Source organism: Nonomuraea fuscirosea, assembly GCF_003001935.1.
GTDB lineage: Bacteria > Actinomycetota > Actinomycetes > Streptosporangiales > Streptosporangiaceae > Nonomuraea > Nonomuraea fuscirosea.
The window spans coordinates 254692-271734 of sequence record NZ_PVNG01000004.1 but is presented as its reverse complement, the minus strand read 5'-3'; the positions used below and the strand labels follow the sequence as shown (position 1 = coordinate 271734).

The window sequence follows — 17043 nt, the reverse complement described above, 5'->3', positions numbered from 1 at the left end:
TCCATTCATCGGAGGGTCGATGACTACCGGGGAACCCGGGCAGCCGCGAACTGACCGCAGCCCATGGAACTGGCTGCTGGTCCTGCCGATCGTGCTGCCGTTGCTGACGTTCCTGTTCAACGCCGACGAGCCCCGCCTGTTCGGCTTCCCGCTCTTCTACTGGCTGCAGATCGCCTTCATCGTGGTGGGCGTCGTGTCCACGACCATCGTCTACCGGATGACCAAATGAGCGCGCACACGACCGAGCTGGTCGTCTTCATCGTGCTGTTCCTCATCGTCAGCGGCATGGGCTTCGTGGCCGCGCGCTGGCGGCGGCCGAGCGACCTGGCCAGCCTGAACGAGTGGGGACTCGGCGGTCGCAGCTTCGGCTCCTGGGTCACCTGGTTCCTCATCGGCGGCGACCTCTACACCGCCTACACGTTCGTGGCGGTGCCCGCGCTGGTGTTCAGTGCCGGCGCCCTCGGCTTCTACGCGCTGCCGTACACCGTGGTGGTCTATCCGCTGGTGTTCCTGGTGCTGGCGCGGATGTGGTCGGTCTCGCACGTGCACGGGTTCGTCACGCCGGCCGACTTCGTCCGGGCCCGGTTCGGGTCGCCGACGCTGGCGCTGGCCGTCGCGATCACCGGCCTGGTGGCCACGATGCCGTACATCGCGCTGCAGCTCGTCGGCATCGAGGCGGTGCTCAAGGCGATGGGCATCACCGGGCACCTGCCGATCATCATCGCGTTCGCGATCCTGGCCGCGTACACCTACCAGTCCGGCCTGCGCGCGCCCGCGCTCATCGCGTTCGTCAAGGACTCGCTGATCTACATCGTGATCCTGGCCGCGGTCATCTACATCCCGGCGCAGCTGGGCGGCTGGGACTCGATCTTCGACGCGGCCAAGGCCAAGTTCGACGCCTCGGCGGCGCCCGGTGACGGCATCCTGCTGAACGCGAACAACCAGCTCCAGTACATCACCCTGGCCTTCGGCTCGGCGCTGGCGCTGTTCCTCTACCCGCACAGCCTCACCGGCGTGCTCGCCTCCAAGAACCGCAACGTGATCAAGCGGAACATGTCGGCGCTGCCCGCCTACAGCCTCGTGCTGGGCCTGATCGCGCTGCTCGGCTTCATGGCCATCGCGGCCGGCGTCAAGCCCGTCACCGCCGGCGGCAAGGCCGACACGAACACGATCGTGCCGGTGCTGTTCGACCAGATGTTCCCCGACTGGTTCACCGGCGTGGCCTACGCCGCCATCGGCATCGGCGCGCTCGTCCCCGCGGCGATCATGTCGATCGCGGCGGCGAACCTGTTCACCCGCAACATCTACCGCGAGTACATCAACAAGGACGCCACCGACGCGCAGGAGGCCAACGTCTCCAAGATCGCGTCGCTGCTGGTCAAGGTGGGCGCGGTGCTGTGCATCCTGCTCCTCGACCCGCAGTTCTCGATCGACCTGCAGCTCATCGGCGGCGTGGTCATCCTGCAGACGCTGCCGTCGGTGGCGCTGGGTCTGTACACGCGCTGGTTCCACAAGGGCGGGCTGATCGCCGGCTGGGCGGCCGGTCTGGCGGCGGGCATGTGGATGCTCTACCTCATCCCCAACCCGGCCAACGGCAAGCAGCACTTCGGCGGCTCGGCGTTCGGGCTGGCGAACCTGGGCTTCGACACCAAGATGACGGTCTACGCCGGGTTCCTGGCGCTGGGCGTCAACCTGGTGGTGGCGGCCCTGGGCACGCTGATCTTCCGGGCCGCCAAGGTCGCGGACGGCAAGGACGCGACGGCGCGGGACGACTACTTCGCCGACGAGGGCGACCCCAAGGTCAAGGACCTGGACCTGACCGGCTCCCACTGACCCCTTTCCACCGCGCACGGCCCGCTCTCCCGCACGGGGAGCGGGCCGCGTGCGTTGTTCACGGGGTGAGGTAGCCGGGGTTGGCCACCTCCAGTTTCGCGCGCACGGCCTGCTCCAGGACGGCGACGAGGGCGGAGTCGTCGGGGACGCGGCCCTCGCGGACGGCCGCGGCCAGCTCGGCGTCGTCCGCCACGCCCAGCGCGGCCAGGCCCGCGGCGTGCCGCTCGGCCTGGGCGGGGCCGAGCTCGATCTCCCGCTCGACCATGCCGAGCACGTTGATGGCGACGCGGGTGTGGTAGCGGGTCCTGCCGTCCACGGCCGGCAGGACGTCGGTCTCCAGGAAGTCGCGTACGGCGGCCACCAGCTCGGCCGCGCTGGGCACGTCGTGCGGTTCGGTACGGGTCACACCGTCCTCCCTAGCAGAGTAGGAGCCTGCTCCCAAGAGCGATTCGTCCTGGCGGCGGAGGATTCGCCGGAGATGGCGGGCGATGGTGGAAACATGCGCCTCGAAGCCCTCGTGACAGCCCCCTTGACGGTCATCGCGGCCGCGGGCCTGGTGGTGTCGGCGACCCTCCCCGCCGCCGCCACAGCACACGCCACCCCCGCGCCCGCCGTCACCACGGCCCGCCTTCCCACCACCATGCCCGCCGTCACCACGGCCCAGCTCCCCTCCACCGCGCCCGCCGTCACGGCGGTCCGGCGTGCCGCCTCCGAGGCCGGGCCTGGGGCGCTGCATGAGTGTGCCGGGGCCGTCGTTCGGTGTGATGGGACGATCGGCGTGCCGTTGGACTGGCACGATCCGGCGTCCGAGCGGATCGAGGTCGCGTTCGCCTGGATCCCCGCCGCGAAGCGGGCGACCGGGACGATTCTCGCCAATCCCGGCGGCCCGCTCCCCGCGCTGCCCGACGTGCCGCGACTGACGCAGACGCTCGGACCGGTGCTCGACCAGCGGAACCTGCTGGTCGTCGATCCTCGCGGTCTGGGCGCGTCCTCTCCGCTGCTGTGCCCGGGCCTGAAGCTGACCGACCCGGACAGCGTCGCGGCCTGCGCCGCGCACCTGGGACCGCGCATCCGCTTCTTCACCGCCGACCAGGCCGTAAGGGACATGGACGCGGTACGCCGCGCGCTCGGCGCCGGCCCGGTCACCTTCTACGGCAACTCCTACGGCACCGCCTACGCCCAGGCGTACGCCGCCCAACGCCCCGAGGGCCTGGCGGCGGCGTTCCTCGACAGCACGACGATCACCGGTCCTGACGGGCACGTCCTGTGGCCGATGCGGTCCAGGCCCGAGCTCATGAGCTTCGTCTGCGGCCGCTCGCGCGCCTGCCGTGAGCTGCCGGGCGACCCGGAGCGCACCTTCGCCCGCCTGGTGGCGCACCTGCGCGCGCACCCCGACCCCGAGGTGCCCCTGCCCGCGCTCAACGGCGTGGGGCGGATGACGGAGCCGGTCTTCGGCCGGGAGGCGAACGCCGCCGCGACGGCGTACCTGGCCGGCGATCCCGCGCCGCTGCGCCGGCTGACGGGTGTGCTGAAGGGCGTCCCGAGCCAGCCGATCGAGGGCGCCGAGTGGGCCGGGTACCTGGCCTACCGGTGCGGCGACGGGTCCTTCCCGTTCGACCGGGACGCGGGCCCGGCCGAGCGGCTGGCCCAGCTGGAGCGGTACTTCGAGCGGGAGCGGCCGCTGGCGCCGTTCACGCCCGCCGACCTCGGGCTCGACGCGGGCTCCGGGCTGGAGTTCTGCGTGAACTGGCCGACGCCGCGCCCCGCTCCCGTGCTGCCGCCGCACGCGGACCTGCCCGCCGTGCCGGTGCTGGTCGCCGGCGGGGACTTCGACACGCACACGCCCGCCGAGGTGGCCCGCGCGATGCGCGTCTTCCCGCGGGCGACGTTCGTACGGGTGCCGTTCGGCACGCACAGCCTCGCCTGGGGGCCGGGGGCGGCCGGGGAGTGCGTGCGGGCGATGCTGCGCTCGTTCGCGCTCGACCATCGGGTGCCGCGGACGCGGTGCGCCGCGGAGAACTACCGGGCCTCGGGAGCGTTCCCCCGCTCGCTCGCCGAGGTCGCGCCGGTGCCCGCGCCCGGGCTGGACGTGGAGCGGCGGCGGGTGCTGGCGGCCGGGTACGCCACCGCCGCCGACGCCGTCGCCCGCCGCAACCCGTACAACCTGGTGCACGGGAGGCTGACCGAGCAGGCCGGGCTGCGCGGCGGGAAGGTGACCTTCGGGTCCGGCACCATCGACCTGGACGGGGCCGCGTTCGTGCCCGGGGTGGCGGTGACCGGCCGGATCACGCTCCGGCCCGACGGGAAGGCGGTGGCCGCGCTCACCGTCTCCCCCGGCGCCTCGAACGGCGGGGCTGAGGGGCGGGTGCATCGGGTGGAGCTGGTCTGGGAGGCGTTCACCGCTCAGGAGCGGCCCGCGCTGTCCGGATCCTTCGACGGAACGCCGGTCGAGGTCCCCGGGCGACCCTGACCACGCCCGGCAAGGCGCAGCGTCCACGTGTCCCCCGGCGAAGACGCGAACCATGCCTCCGGACAGCGGCGCGAGCCCGCCGTCTGACATGTCCCCCGGCAAAGCGGGGGACATGTCGCCTTTATCAGCGTCCGATCATGTACCAGCTAGTCTGCGCACATGCACACACAGTCCTCCCTCGACCCTGGTCCCGTGCTCGGTCCCAGGCTCATCCGGGCCGAGATCTTCGTCGTGATGTCGGTCTCGCTCGGCGCCAGCGCCGTGGTGGCGTTCGTGCGGCTGATCGGGGCGCTCACGGCGCCGAGGGAGCTCAAGGGCCAGCACGCGGTGCTCGTCGGGTCGATGGCGCCGGGACGGCCCTGGCTGGACCTCACGTTGCAGCTGGTCCAGATCGCGATCGCGGTGGCGCCGGTGGGGCTGGTGGCGTACCTGCTGGTGCGTTCGGGCGAGTCGCTGCGGACGATCGGCGCCGACTTCCGCCGGCCCGGCGGCGACCTGGCGCGCGGGGCGGTGCTCGCGGCCGCGATCGGCGGCTCGGGGCTGGCGTTCTACCTGGTGGTGTGGGCGGCGGGGGTGAACCTGACCGTCGTCCCCGGGCAGTTGCCCCAGGAGTGGTGGCAGGTGCCGGTGCTGCTGCTGGCCGCGGCGCAGAACGGGCTGCTGGAGGAGGTGCTGGTCGCCGGTTACCTGCTGCACCGCCTGGGCCAGGCCGGATGGACGCCGTGGAAGGCGCTGGCCGTGTCGGCGCTGCTGCGCGGGTCGTACCACCTGTATCAGGGTTTCGGGGGGTTCGTCGGGAACGTGGTGATGGGGCTGGTGTTCGGGAAGATGTACCAGCGGTGGGGCCGGGCGATGCCGCTGGTGGTGGCGCACACGCTGATCGACGCCGTGGCCTTCGTCGGGTACGCCTTCCTGCACGGCAAGGTCAGCTGGCTGCCCTGAGACGGTTGACCTTCGCCGGGGATCCGGGATTGGGTGAATCATGAGCTTCGCGGTCCCCGACAGCGTCCGCCCGGTGCGTGACGCCGTGTACGCGTTCATGACCGAGCGGGTGGAGCCCGCCGAGCCCGTGCTGCACGCGGGCGGCCCCGAGGCGGCGGCGGTCCTGGACGAGCTGCGGGCCCAGGCCAAGAAGGAGGGTCTGTGGGCGCTCGGTCATCCGCGTGAGCTGGGCGGGGGCGGGCTGCCGTTCCTCGACTACGTCTACGTCAACGAGGTGCAGGGGCGCAGCGAGTACGGACAGCTCGCGCTCGGTACGTACACGCTGCAGGACTCGCTGATGCTGCACGAGCACGCCTCGCCCGGGCAGCGCGAACGCTATCTGGAACCGCTGGTGCGCGGCGACATCTCGCCGAGCTTCGCGATGACCGAGCCGTCCGTCTCCAGCAGCGACCCCACGCAGATCACCACCTCCGCCGTGCTCGACGGGGACGAATGGGTGATCAACGGGCACAAGTGGTTCACCACGGGGGCGTCGCGGGCGGCGTACACGACCGTGATGTGCAGGACCGAGCCGGACGCGCCGCCGCATCGGGCCTTCTCCATGATCCTGGTGCCGACGGACACGCCGGGCTACACCATCGTGCGCGAGACGCCGGTGCTGGGGCTCGACGGGGCGCACTGCGAGGTGCGGTACGAGGACGTGCGCGTCCCCGCCGCCAACCTGCTCGGGCCGCGCGGGCAGGGGTTCGTCATCGCGCAGAAACGGCTCGGCCCCGGCCGGATCTTCCACTGCATGCGCTGGCTCGGCCAGGCGCAGCGGGCCTTCGACCTGATGTGCCGCAGGCTGCACGAGCGCGCCGCGTTCGGCGAGCCGCTGGCCGCCAAGCAGCTCATGCGGCAGCACGTGTTCGACTCCTACACCGAGATCCAGTCCGCCCGGCTGCTCACGCTGCACGCCGCCGGCGTCGTCGACTCGGCCCCCGGCGCGCAGGCGCGGGTGGAGATCGGGGCGATCAAGGTGGTGGGCGCGCGGATGCTGCACAACGTGATCGACCGGGCCATCCAGGTGTACGGGGCCGCCGGGCTGACCCCGGACACGCCGCTGGACCGGATGTACCGGCACGCGCGGGCCGGGCGGATCTACGACGGGCCGGACGAGGTGCACGTCGACTCGGTGGGGCGGCGGATCCTGGGCACGTACGCGGCGGGCGGCTCGTGGGAGTTCGGCCTGCGATGAGCGATCCGCAGGCGATCGTCCGCGCGGCGTTCGGAACGGGGGCGGTGGTCGCGTCCAGCGCCCGGCTGCCCGGCGGGGCGTCCCGTGAGACCTGGGCCCTCGACGTGGTCGGCCCGGACGAGGGCCGGCACGAGCTGATCCTGCGGCTCGACTCGCCCGGCGCCCCCGCGGAGGCCGGTGCCGGGCTCGCCGCCGAGGCGAGGCTGATGCGCGCCGCGGCGGGAGCGGGGGTGCCGGTGCCGCGGATCGTCGCCTGCGGGGAGTCGTACATCCTGATGACCCGCGTGCCGGGCGAGACGATCCCGCGCAAGATCCTGCGGGACGACGCCTACGCCCCCGCCAGGCCCCGGCTGGCCCGCCAGTGCGGGCAGGCGCTGGCCGCCGTGCACCGGATGCCGCTGTCGTCCGCACCCCCGTCGGAGGAGCAGGACCCGCTGCTGCGCTGGCGCGACGTGCTCGATCAGCTCGGCGAGCCGCACCCGGTGTTCGAGCTGGCGCTGCGGCGGCTGGCCGGCACCCGGCCGCGCGGCCGGCGGCACACGGTCGTGCACGGCGACTTCCGCAACGGCAACCTCATCGTCGGGCCTGAGGGCGTCAGGGCGGTGCTCGACTGGGAGCTCGCCCACGTCGGCGACCCCCTGGAGGATCTGGGGTGGTTGTGCGTGAAGGCGTGGCGGTTCGGCTCGCCGCTGCCCGTGGGCGGGTTCGGCTCCTATGACGAGCTCGTCGGGGCGTACGAGGAGGCGGGCGGCCAGCCGGTGGACCGGGACGCGCTGCGCTGGTGGGAGACGTTCGGCGTGCTCAAGTGGGGTGTCATCTGCGTGATGCAGACCATGCGGCACCTGCGCGGCGGGGCGCGGTCGGTGGAGCTGGCGGCGATCGGGCGGCGCGTGTGCGAGACCGAATGGGACCTGCTGCGGCTGCTGGACGAGCCCTCCGCCGACCCCACGTCTACCGATCGACCCTGACTGCCTTGCGAGGCATGGTGACGGGGACGATGGTGGCGGCGATCACGTCCACCAGGCCCTCCACCACCTGGGCGCGTTCGACCTCCGGATGCTCCAGCCACCAGTCCCCCGTGGCCTGCACCATGCCGACGAACGCGTGGCCGAGCACCTGCGCCCGGACCGGGTCGGGCACCACCCGCTCGGCGGCCAGCGCCGCGCCGAGCTCCTCCCCCAGGCCGCGGACCAGCGAGGTCATGTGGGAGCGGACCCTGGTGTCCTCGGCGCTGGCCCGGTGGAGCAGGAACCGGTAGAGGTTGAGGTTGGCCGAGACGAGGTCGAGGTAGACGCCGATGGCCGCCGTGGCCCGGCCGCGCAGGTCGGCCCCGGTCCGGCCGAACTCCGGCCGCAGCCGGCCGATGACCGTGCCCACATGACGGTCGGCCAGCGCCTGGTAGAGGCCGCGTTTGTCGCCGAAGTGGCGGTAGAGGATGGGCTTGGTGACGCCCGCCTCCGCGGCGATGGCCGCCATCGAGACCTCGGGGCCCTCCTTCATGATGACCCGGTCGGCCGCGTCGAGCAGCGCCCTGCGCCGATCCGGATCCCGCCCGCTCACCTGTCCAGGATAGATCGCAGCCGGGCGGGGAGCAGCGCCGAGAGCACGAGGAGGGCGCCGAGGAGCGCGTACAGGCCGGTCAGGCCGGCCAGGGTTCCCGGCGGCTCGCCCAGCTCGGCCCACGGCGCGGCCTGCGGCGCCGACCAGGGCAGCCCGCCGGAGCGGGCGTAGGGCAGCGTGCCCGCCACGCCCACGGCGGCGTCGAGGTCCAGGGCGAACAGCGTGCCAGCCGCGGCCAGCGGCACGCCGCACGCGAGCGCGGCGGCCGGCCAGGCGGTGAGGAGCACGACGATGGCGGCCACCGCCGCGAGGTAGCCCAGCGCGGCGGGCGCGGGGGCGAACGCGGCGTTGCCCGCGCGCAGGGCTCTGGCGGCGGCCTCGGTGAGGTAGTAGACGGGGACGAGCGCGGCCAGGCCGGCGACGGCGCCCAGGAGGCGGCGGGTGTGCCGGTCGCGTTTCACCCGCATGCTCCCCCTCGCTTCGCCTGCTGCTCCCTTGATCGCGTACGGCGCGGCCGGCCGGGCGGGAGTTCCGGTCGCCCACCTTATCCATGGGACGGCAGCGGCAGGTGCGGAATCCGCACAGCCGGTGACGCTCTGTCATCGCGGGGGCGAAGGCGGACGCCGTACCGTGGTCAGCGCAGGGCGAAGCGTGGGAGCGGGCCGGCGGTGCCGAGGGCGAGGTCGGCGGCCAGGTGGCCGATCAGCGGGGTGAACTTGGCGCCATGACCCGAGCAGGGCGAGACGACCACGACGGGACCGGCCCGGTCCAGGATGAAATCCTCGTCGGGGGTGGTCGTGTAGAGGCAGACGGCCTCGGCGACCGGCTCGGGGTCGAGGCCGGGCAGGCGGCGGGCCACCCAGCCGGAGACGGCGTCCCTGGAGGCGGGGTTCACGACCCCGTCGCGGGTGCTCGCGGTCGTGGGCGTGCCCCGGTCGTGCTCGGCGACCTTGACGGCGGGCGCGGCTCCTCCGTCGGGTCCCGACGGGAGGCCGTAGAGCAGCAGTTCGTCCGTGGCCACGAGGGTGGGCCAGGCCTGGCCGGGGTCACGCTGGCGGAAGTGGAAGACCTGCTGCTGGGTGACACGCAGCGGCGGCAGGCGCAGCGGCGTCCCGATGGCGTCCGCGAGCTCGGGCAGCCACGCTCCCGCCGCCACGACGACGGTGTCCGCCGCCAGCTCCGAGCCGTCGTCCATGCGCACCAGCGCCGAGTCCCCGCCGGTGCGCACCTCCCGCACGCGCGTTCCGGTACGGATCTTCGCCCCGAGCTCGGCGGCCCGCCGGACGCACGCCGCCACGGTGGCGTCGGCGTCCACCACCCCGGCCTGCGGATGGAACAGCACCGGCCCGTCGAAGCGGGCGAACGGCCAGCGCTCCCGCGCCGCCCCCTCGGGCAGCAGCTCGCAGGCCACTCCGGCGGCCGACACCATCGCGGCCAGGCCCTCCAGGTCCCGGTCCGCGCCGACGTCGAGGCCGCCGGTCGTACGGAGCAGGGTGGTGCCCGAGTCGGACTCCAGGTCGCGCCAGCACTCCGCCGCCCGGCCGGTCAGGTCGACGTAGAAGGGGTCGTCGTAGACGCGGCGGAAGATCCGGGACGTGCCGTGGGAGCTGCCGCGGCGGTGGCCGATCTCGTACGCCTCGATCAGGGTGACCTGGGCGCCGCGGCGGGCGAGCTGCCACGCGGTGGCCGCGCCCATCAGGCCCGCGCCGATGACGGCGATCACGGGCCGGCTCCGGTGGTGTGCCAACCGGCGCCCTCCTTCCACGGAATCCGGGCCCGGCGGGCCCGGTGGTGTCCTCGCCGGCTCATCCTAGGTCGGCGGCCGGGCGGTGCAGGCGCACGGGTCCGAACAGGCCCGTGGTGCGCTGGCCGGGGAAGACGAAGTGGGTGGGGCTGACCTCGTCCAGGTAGGCGGCCAGGGTGCCGAGGACGAGGATCTCGACGACGTTCTCGCCCTCGTCGAGATCGACGTCGAACCGGTACGGGGAGCACACGCGCACGCCGCGGGGCCGGCCGTTCACCGTCACCTCGGCCGTGCCCCTGACCCGGCCCAGGTCGAGCACGCCCGGTCCGGAGCCGGCGGTGAGCGTGGTGCGGTAGCGGACGCCGCCGCTGTAGCCGGCCAGGCCGAGCTCCTCCCAGTCGCCCAGCCGCATCCGTCCCGGGCCGCAGGTGAACCGGACGGGGCCGGTGAAGGCGGCCCCGCCGCTCGCGCCCGGGGTGGTCTGAACGACGATCTCGGCCTCGCCCGGTCCCGGTCCGCCGAACGGGGCGCGCAGTTCGATCCGGCCGAGGGCGTTCACCTCGACGCCGGTGGCGCCGGGGGGCGCGTCCAGCAGGAACCGTTCGGACCGCGGCCGGGCGTCCGGGACGGCGAAGACGGCCGGCAGCGCGGTCGGGGTGGGGTCCAGCCAGGTCGCCTCCGACAGAGGGTGGGGGCGTGGGAGCAGCCAGAGGGCGGCGGGGTCGCCGTACTGGCGGCGGCGTACGCGCGGCTCCGGCGTCCAGTGCGGCCCGGAGACGGCCAGGCCGTCCACCAGCACCCAGCCGTCCGACTCGACGCGGACCGTGTTGGCGCCCGGGCGCAGCAGGCCCGTCACGTCGTAGCGGCGCACGCGCGGGACGTCCGACTCGGCGTAGGGGTCGAAGCCGCCCTGTCTGCCCGCCTCCGTCCCGTTGACCAGGACCCGGCAGAACGCCGTGGCGGCCACCTGCAGCACCGCTCCCCCGTGCTCGGGCGCGGTCACCACGGTCTCCAGGGGCGCGCCCGCGATCCACTCGGGGCGGGCGGCGTCGGCGGGGTCGGCCAGCAGGCAGACGTACGCGCGCAGGTCGAGTTCCTCGTCGGGGACGAGCAGCAACTCCAGGAGGTGCTCGCCGGGCGGGACGGGGGCGCGGGACACGGCCGCGTAGCCGCGGTCGTCCAGCGGCCAGTCCGCACCGTCGATCCGCAGCGCCTTCGCCGCCCCTGCCCCGATCGCCACCCACGCGCCGCCCTGAGCGACGGCACGGGACTCGGAGCCGTCCGAGATGAGCGGCCCGGAGCCGATGATGGAGCCATCGGCGAGGGGCGGGCTGGAGCGGGTGTCGGCGGTGTCCGGGACGGTGATGAGGGTGCGGAAGGCGGCCTCGACGCCCGCGCCGGTACGGCCGAACGCGAGGAACTCGACCGGAACCCGTCCCTTCGGCCCCAGCGTCTCCCGGTGCACGGGGTCCTTGCGCAGTCCGCGTGAGGACGACCAGACCGACGGCGTCCACGCTCCGCCGCCGACGCGCTGCTCGCCGTGCGGCCCGAACGTGACGTCCACCGGCTCCCCGTCCGGGGTGCGCAACGTCCAGCCTTCGACGCCCGCGCCGCCGCCGCCGAAGTCGGACCAGGTGTCGTCGAGGGTGGGCACCAGCTCGACGTCCCACTCCGCGTCTTCCAGCTCCGCCGCCACGGTGTACGCGGGCCGTGGCGCGGGCTCCGGCCGGGTGCCGTCGAACACCAGCAGCGCCGCGGGGCCGTCGTCGAACGGGACGCGCACCCGTACGGCGTCGCCGTCCCTCGTGTACGGCAGCGCCACCGGCTCGCCCCCGGCGAAGGGCCGCAGCAGCAGCGGGGCGCCCTGAACGCCGTGGACGGTGACCGGCAGTTCGCGGGCGTACCGGCCGGGGTCGAAGTCGATGACGGCGTCCAGCCAGCCCAGGTCGACCCCGCGTTCCTCGGGCCGTCCGACGCCGATGCGGCTGGCCATGGGGAAGGCGGCGGGCAGGAAGACGAGCGTCGTCCCGCCGTCCTCCCGGACCAGCGCGGGCACGGGCGCCTCGACCCGCCGTTCCAGATCCGTCAGTGCCTCCCCCAGCCGGTCGGCGGACGCCACGAAGCGAGCCCCGAGCCGGGCGGCGAGGTGCGAGGGGTCCGTCCCCTCCGAGAAACGCCCAGCCGCCCCCTCCGAAGAACGTCCAGCCGCCCCTTCCAGGAAGCATCCGGCCGCCCCCTCTGGGGAGCGTCCGGCCACCCCCTCCGAGGAACGTCCGACCGGCCTAACCGAGGAGCATCCGGCCGGCCCCTCTGGGGAACGTCCGGTCGGCCCTTCTGGGGAGGGTTCGGCTGGGGCGCCGACCGCGATGAGGAGGCCGCCGCCTGCGGCGAACTCCGTGAGCCGGGTGGCGACGTCCTCGTCCAGCACCGTGACGGCGGGCAGGATGACGGCGCGGTACGCCTCGGTGGAGACGGTCAGCCGCCCGTCCTTGACGACCGCGCGCCGCACCGAGTCCTCGTCGATGACGTCGGCGTCGAGTCCGAGCCGGTCCAGCACGCCCGGCTTGGTGGCGAACCAGGCCATGTCGCCCACCAGCTCGCGGTACACCTCCTGCGCCCTGACCGCGTCCGCCGCAGCGCTCGCGGCCCCACGCCCGTCCGGCTCGGGCTCGCTCGCCCTCGAACCGGCCGGCTCGTGATCCTCCGCCCCCGAACCGGCCGCCTCGTGATCGCCCGCCCTCGGACCGGCTGTCTGAGGACCCGCCGTCTGAGGACCCGCCGTCTGAGGACCCGCCGTCCGAGGACCCGCCGTCTGAGGACCCGCCGTCTGGGGACCGGTCGCCTCGGGGACCGCCGCCTCCCGACCAACTGCCTCCAGAGCAACCGCTCCCGGGCCACCTGTCTCCGGGCCGGTCGTCCCCGCGCCGGTGCCGGTCTGGGCGGTGGCGGTGGGGAGGAGGACGGCGACGTCGCAGGCGTGGCGGCCCAGGGACAGGGCCGCGCAGAGCCGGGTGAGCGCCTCGGCGAAGACCCGGTGGTGACGCCAGTACGGCTGCCGCCAGTCGGTGGCCGGCGGCGCCCACTCCCACCAGCCGCGCCGGGTCGTGTAGTAGACGGCGTGCGGGTTGTACAGCGTCGCCCCGGCCCGCAGCCACGGCAGCAGCCAGTCGAACGTCTCCTCCAGGGTGCCGCCCCACCCGCTGGAGTGGAACGCCTCGATCCAGGTGCGCGGCCGCCCGTACAGGTGGGCCAGGGAGGAGTGCAGGCGGGCGTCGCCGTGGTGGTCGGAGCCGGGGGCGCCGAACCAGCGGTGGGTGCGCGCGTAGTCGGCGTACAGCCGCACGCCGTCGACCGGATGCCCGGCGCGGGCGGGGTCCTGCTGGTCGCAGCCGTGCACGAGGCCGTGGCGTTCGTGCCACTCGGCCAGCGGCCGGAAGAACGCCTCCTCGGCCAGCTCGGCCCTGGTCGTCTGGTACGCCCGCCAGTCCGGCGCAGGCGAAAGAGGGTCGAACGGCCGCCCGCGCCGGGCGAGGTGTTCTTCGGCGAAGCGGGCGGACCAGGTGGGCAGGGTCGGCAGCTCGTCCTGGAACGACCCGGCGATCACCCGGCCGAACCAGTGCCCGAGGCGCCGTTCGAACTCGCCGTGCACCCGGTCCAGCAGCACCGCGCACGCCTCGCGCGACAGGTAGTCGAAGCCGCGCGTGGTGACCGTCCCGCCGGGGGCCAGCCACTGGCCGGCGAAATCGGGGCGTTCCTGCACCAGCCGCGCCTGGAGGTCGGCGCCGGAGAAGCCGAGCTGGTCGTAGAACCACAGGAAGGCGCCCAGGTCGTGCGCGTCCTGGCAGACCCCGTCCAGCAGCTCCCACCATGCGTCGGACAGGAACGGCGGGTCGTCGGCGCGGGAGCCGAACATCGGCCCCGAGGGGGCGAGGTTGAGGATGACGAGGTTGTGCACGCCGCCGGCGACCAGGCGTTCGAGCTGCCAGCGCAGCCGGTCGCGGCGCAGCGGCTCGCCGCTCCACCACCAGATGGCCGCCGGGGAGAAGGCGCGCGGCGGCTCACGGAAGGCGTCGAAGACGTTCATCCCTTGAGCCCGCTGGAGAAGCCCTTGATGACGTAGCGCTGCAGCGCGAGGAAGACCACGACGATGGGCAGCGCGCCGAGCACGAGCCCGGCGAAGACCAGGCCGTGCTGGGAGACGTACTGGCCGACGTAGGCGAAGACGCTGACCGGGACGGTCTCGAAGCCGGAGCCGCCGAGGTAGACCAGCGGGGTGAAGAAGTCGTTCCAGATGAAGACGGCGTTGAGGATGAGCACGGTGCCGGTGATCGGCCGCAGCAGCGGGAAGACCACGCGGGTGAAGGCCACCAGGTGCGAGGCGCCGTCGATCTGGGCGGCGGCGGCGTAGTCGCCGGGCAGGGCGCGGATGAAGCCGGTGTAGAGGAAGACGGTGAACGGGAGCTGGATGCCGGTGTAGAAGAGGATCATGCCGGCGTGCGTGCCGATCAGGCCGAGGTCGGTGACGAGCCGGTAGAGCGGGATCATGCCGAGCTGGAACGGCAGCACGATGCCGAGCAGGAAGAGGATGTAGAGGCCGTAGCCGAGCCGGCTCTGGACCCGGGCCAGGAAGTACGACGCGAACGAGCCGAGCGCGATGAGCGCCACCAGGCTGACCACGGTGATCACGGTGCTGTTGACCAGCGAGGGGCCGAGCGCCGCCGCCGTCCAGGCGTCGGCGAAGTTGTCCAGCGTGGGCGGGCTGGGCAGCGCCATCGGCGAGCTCGCGATCTGCCCGGGGTCCTTCAGCGCCAGCGAGACCAGCGTGTAGACGGGGAACAGGAACGCCACCGCCACGGCGATCATGACGAGCTCCAGCGGGAAGGTCCTTCTCACGCGGTGACCTCCCTGCGGCGGGTGTAGTAGATCTGCACGAGCGACACGGCGGCCACGAACAGCGCCAGGACGAGCGCGATGGCGGTGCTGTAGCCGTACTTGCCGAACACGAACGCCTGCTTGTACAGGACGGTCGAGAGCGTCTCGGTGGCGTAGCCGGGGCCGCCGTTGGTGGCGGCGAAGACCTGGTCGAAGAGCTTGAGCCCGCCGATCGTGGAGAGCATCAGGTTGATCGTGAGCGCGGGGGCGAGCAGCGGCCAGGTGACGTAGCGGAAGCGCTGCCAGGTGCCCGCCCCGTCGATCATGGCGGCCTCGTGCAGCTCGCGCGGCACGCCCTCCAGCCCGGCCAGGAAGATGACCATGGAGTAGCCGGCGTTCTGCCACACGACCATGCCGGCGATGGACCACAGGGCCACCGACGGGTCGCCGAGCCAGTCCACGTGCAGGCCGAGCAGGCCGTTCAGGCCGGCGGACGGGTCGGGGTTGTAGATGTACTTCCACAGGAAGGCCACCATGACCGGGCTGACCACGACGGGCGCGAAGAAGATCACGCGGAGCAGGGCCCGGCTCCTGAGCTTGACGTTGACGCCGAGCGCGAGCAGCAGGCCGATGCCGTTCTGCACGACCACGATGGCCAGGGTGAGCAGCAGCGTGTTGCCGATCGAGCCCATGGCCTGCTCGTCGCCGAACAGGGTGGCGAAGTTGGCCAGGCCGACGAACGAGCCGTCCGCGCCGATGCCGCTCCAGTCGGTGAACGCGTACACGACGCCGCTGACGGCCGGGTAGAGCACGACGATCGCGTACACGACGAGGGCGGGGGCGGCGAACAGCCAGGGCGGGGTGACGGCGCTGCCGCGCCGCCGGGCGGCGCGGGCGGGCCTGCTGCGGAAGGCGGTCAATGAGGTCACTTGCGGTAGGCCTCGTCCATCTTCTTCAGCGCCTCGTCGATCGTGCTGTCGCCGCCGAGCAGCTCCTGGACGACGGCGAAGTGCACGGGCTGCACCTCGGCGTTGGGCCAGCGCTGGTCCATGAACGGCACCGCCCGGTCCTTGGTGAACGGCAGGAACGACTGGACGGCGGGATCGATGCTGGAGGAGGCGTCCTGGGTGAGCGGGATGGCGGCGATGGCCTTGGCCCAGGCGTTGATGTTCTCCTGCCTGCCGAGGAAGTCGATGAACGCCTTGGCCTCCTCGGCGTTCTTGCCCTTGGCGCCGGCGCCCAGGCCGACGACGACGCCGGCCGGGATCCACACGGAGTTCGCGTCGTCGGCGCCGGGGACGGGGAACATCGACAGGTCGTCGGGCGAGGCGGCGGCCTTGCGGAAGTCGGGCAGGACGGCCGACACCTGCACGGCCATGCCCGCCTTGCCGGTGGCGACCATGGACGTCTGCTGCTCGAACGTGGTGCCGTTCGGCTTGTCGTTGAAGTAACCGCGTTTCTGCAGCTCCAGGTACATCTCCATGGCCTGGCGCCAGCCGGAGCCGGCGAAGGTGGCCTGGCCGGCGAGCTGTTTGTCGTCGAACGCGGGGTCCTTGGCATAGACGGTGGAGGGCACCAGCGCGTACGTGATGAGCTGGGTGACCCACGGTGTCTGCGCGCCGAGCGCGATCGGCACCACGCCGGCCTTCTTCAGCTTGTCGCAGACGGCCAGGAACTCGGTCCACGTCGTCGGCGGCGCGTCGATGCCGGCCCGTTCGAAGACCTTCTTGTTGTAGACGGCGCCGATCACGGAGGAGCCGGCCGAGTACAGGTAGGTCTTGCCGTCGAGCTGGAAGGCGGGCTTGAACCCGGTGGGGATGGTCTGCGTCCAGCTCTGCGCGGACAGGTCGGCCAGCAGCCCCGCCTGGGCGATCTGGGTCATCGACATCGCGCTGCCGTTGCCGGGGTAGACCACGTGCAGGTCGGGGGCGTTGCCGGCGCCGAGCTGGGTGCGCAGCGAGGTCTGCACCTGGTCGGTGGGGGCATAGGAGGTGGTGAGCCGGACGGTGGGCTTGGCCTTCTGGTAGGCGGCGGCGAGCTCGTCCATGGGCGTCTTCTGGTCGGCGACGCCGATGAACTTGAGCTCGGTGGCAGCCGCGCCGCCGGTGGTGGCGGTGGTCTCGGGCCTGGTGGAGCAGGCCGTGGCCAGCGTGGCCGCGGCCAGACCGCCCATCACGCGCAGGAACTGCCCTCGGCTCAGCCTGGCCTGGTGCAGCAGGTCGGTCATGTCGCTGTCTCCTCGGTCGTACGACGTGCGGTGAATCCCCGAGAGCCGCTGGATGCGAACGTTTTAATCGTGTACCACCGTTGTTAACTTCACAAACAATGATGTTAAAAGCGGCGGTGGCTGGAGGGTACGAGTCGCCCGAGCGGGGTGTCAAGAGT

Annotated in this window: 14 protein-coding genes; 6 read left to right on the top strand and 8 right to left on the bottom strand. The window is 73.0% G+C overall.

The genetic code is table 11. From position 1 onward, the window contains the following. The first annotated feature begins 19 nt into the window (after nucleotides 1–19). Both B0I32_RS11340 and mctP read left to right on the top strand, forming a co-directional pair. Nucleotides 20–229 (top strand): DUF3311 domain-containing protein, encoded by a 210-nt coding sequence (locus B0I32_RS11340; RefSeq protein ID WP_106237561.1) that lies wholly within the window; start codon nucleotides 20–22, stop codon nucleotides 227–229. Then, nucleotides 226–1833: a monocarboxylate uptake permease MctP gene (gene mctP, locus B0I32_RS11335; protein ID WP_106237559.1), complete on the top strand. Its 1608-nt coding sequence runs from the start codon at nucleotides 226–228 to the stop codon at nucleotides 1831–1833. Before B0I32_RS11340 ends, mctP begins: the two co-directional genes overlap by 4 nt. Before the next feature lie 58 nt (nucleotides 1834–1891). On the opposite strand, the gene B0I32_RS11330 is transcribed toward mctP, so the two are convergent. Further along, nucleotides 1892–2239 (bottom strand): DUF6285 domain-containing protein, encoded by a 348-nt coding sequence (locus B0I32_RS11330; protein WP_106237556.1) that lies wholly within the window; start codon nucleotides 2237–2239, stop codon nucleotides 1892–1894. 93 nt (nucleotides 2240–2332) lie between these two features. Here B0I32_RS11330 and B0I32_RS11325 point away from each other — a divergent pair, with 93 nt between their 5' ends. From B0I32_RS11325 to B0I32_RS11310, 4 genes are all read left to right on the top strand, one after another. Beyond that, complete coding sequence (locus tag B0I32_RS11325) at nucleotides 2333–4303, top strand: alpha/beta fold hydrolase (protein WP_106237554.1); 1971 nt, start codon at nucleotides 2333–2335, stop codon at nucleotides 4301–4303. Between the two features lie 159 nt (nucleotides 4304–4462). Beyond that, nucleotides 4463–5245, top strand: a complete 783-nt coding sequence (locus tag B0I32_RS11320; protein ID WP_106237551.1) for a CPBP family intramembrane glutamic endopeptidase — start codon at nucleotides 4463–4465, stop codon at nucleotides 5243–5245. A 40-nt stretch (nucleotides 5246–5285) separates the two neighbouring features. Then, complete coding sequence (locus B0I32_RS11315) at nucleotides 5286–6482, top strand: acyl-CoA dehydrogenase family protein (RefSeq protein ID WP_106237549.1); 1197 nt, start codon at nucleotides 5286–5288, stop codon at nucleotides 6480–6482. Continuing rightward, complete coding sequence (locus B0I32_RS11310) at nucleotides 6479–7450, top strand: phosphotransferase family protein (protein WP_106237546.1); 972 nt, start codon at nucleotides 6479–6481, stop codon at nucleotides 7448–7450. The genes B0I32_RS11315 and B0I32_RS11310 overlap by 4 nt, the downstream gene beginning before the upstream one ends. Here the strand turns inward: B0I32_RS11310 and B0I32_RS59780 are convergent. From B0I32_RS59780 to B0I32_RS11280, 7 genes are all read right to left on the bottom strand, one after another. After that, nucleotides 7434–8042 (bottom strand): TetR/AcrR family transcriptional regulator, encoded by a 609-nt coding sequence (locus B0I32_RS59780; RefSeq protein WP_181307265.1) that lies wholly within the window; start codon nucleotides 8040–8042, stop codon nucleotides 7434–7436. The genes B0I32_RS11310 and B0I32_RS59780 overlap by 17 nt on opposite strands. Further along, a complete protein-coding gene (locus B0I32_RS59775; protein ID WP_181307264.1) occupies nucleotides 8039–8509 on the bottom strand; it encodes a hypothetical protein in 471 nt (156 codons plus the stop codon). The genes B0I32_RS59780 and B0I32_RS59775 overlap by 4 nt, the downstream gene beginning before the upstream one ends. A gap of 167 nt (nucleotides 8510–8676) precedes the next feature. Continuing rightward, nucleotides 8677–9789 (bottom strand): FAD-dependent oxidoreductase, encoded by a 1113-nt coding sequence (locus B0I32_RS11300; protein WP_245955763.1) that lies wholly within the window; start codon nucleotides 9787–9789, stop codon nucleotides 8677–8679. A 58-nt stretch (nucleotides 9790–9847) separates the two neighbouring features. Next, nucleotides 9848–13870: a hypothetical protein gene (locus tag B0I32_RS58780; RefSeq protein ID WP_219911731.1), complete on the bottom strand. Its 4023-nt coding sequence runs from the start codon at nucleotides 13868–13870 to the stop codon at nucleotides 9848–9850. Next, on the bottom strand, nucleotides 13867–14679 hold the full coding sequence (locus B0I32_RS11290) for a carbohydrate ABC transporter permease (RefSeq protein WP_245955762.1): 813 nt from the start codon (nucleotides 14677–14679) through the stop codon (nucleotides 13867–13869). The genes B0I32_RS58780 and B0I32_RS11290 overlap by 4 nt, the downstream gene beginning before the upstream one ends. Further along, the gene (locus B0I32_RS11285; protein ID WP_106237538.1) at nucleotides 14676–15587 is read right to left on the bottom strand and encodes a carbohydrate ABC transporter permease; all 912 of its coding nucleotides are present in this window, start codon (nucleotides 15585–15587) and stop codon (nucleotides 14676–14678) included. The genes B0I32_RS11290 and B0I32_RS11285 overlap by 4 nt, the downstream gene beginning before the upstream one ends. After that, on the bottom strand, nucleotides 15584–16885 hold the full coding sequence (locus B0I32_RS11280) for an extracellular solute-binding protein (protein WP_106237536.1): 1302 nt from the start codon (nucleotides 16883–16885) through the stop codon (nucleotides 15584–15586). The genes B0I32_RS11285 and B0I32_RS11280 overlap by 4 nt, the downstream gene beginning before the upstream one ends. Nucleotides 16886–17043 lie beyond the last annotated feature (158 nt).

Bases quoted from the DNA above. Each gene is read 5' to 3' on its own strand.
- B0I32_RS11315 (WP_106237549.1), top strand. From the start codon at position 5,286: ATGAGCTTCGCGGTCCCCGACAGCGTCCGCCCGGTGCGTGACGCCGTG.
- B0I32_RS11310 (WP_106237546.1), top strand. From the start codon at position 6,479: ATGAGCGATCCGCAGGCGATCGTCCGCGCGGCGTTCGGAACGGGGGCG.
- B0I32_RS11325 (WP_106237554.1), top strand. From the start codon at position 2,333: ATGCGCCTCGAAGCCCTCGTGACAGCCCCCTTGACGGTCATCGCGGCC.
- B0I32_RS58780 (WP_219911731.1), bottom strand. From the start codon at position 13,870: ATGAACGTCTTCGACGCCTTCCGTGAGCCGCCGCGCGCCTTCTCCCCG.
- B0I32_RS59775 (WP_181307264.1), bottom strand. From the start codon at position 8,509: ATGCGGGTGAAACGCGACCGGCACACCCGCCGCCTCCTGGGCGCCGTC.
- B0I32_RS11340 (WP_106237561.1), top strand. From the start codon at position 20: ATGACTACCGGGGAACCCGGGCAGCCGCGAACTGACCGCAGCCCATGG.
- mctP (WP_106237559.1), top strand. From the start codon at position 226: ATGAGCGCGCACACGACCGAGCTGGTCGTCTTCATCGTGCTGTTCCTC.
- B0I32_RS11320 (WP_106237551.1), top strand. From the start codon at position 4,463: ATGCACACACAGTCCTCCCTCGACCCTGGTCCCGTGCTCGGTCCCAGG.
- B0I32_RS11280 (WP_106237536.1), bottom strand. From the start codon at position 16,885: ATGACCGACCTGCTGCACCAGGCCAGGCTGAGCCGAGGGCAGTTCCTG.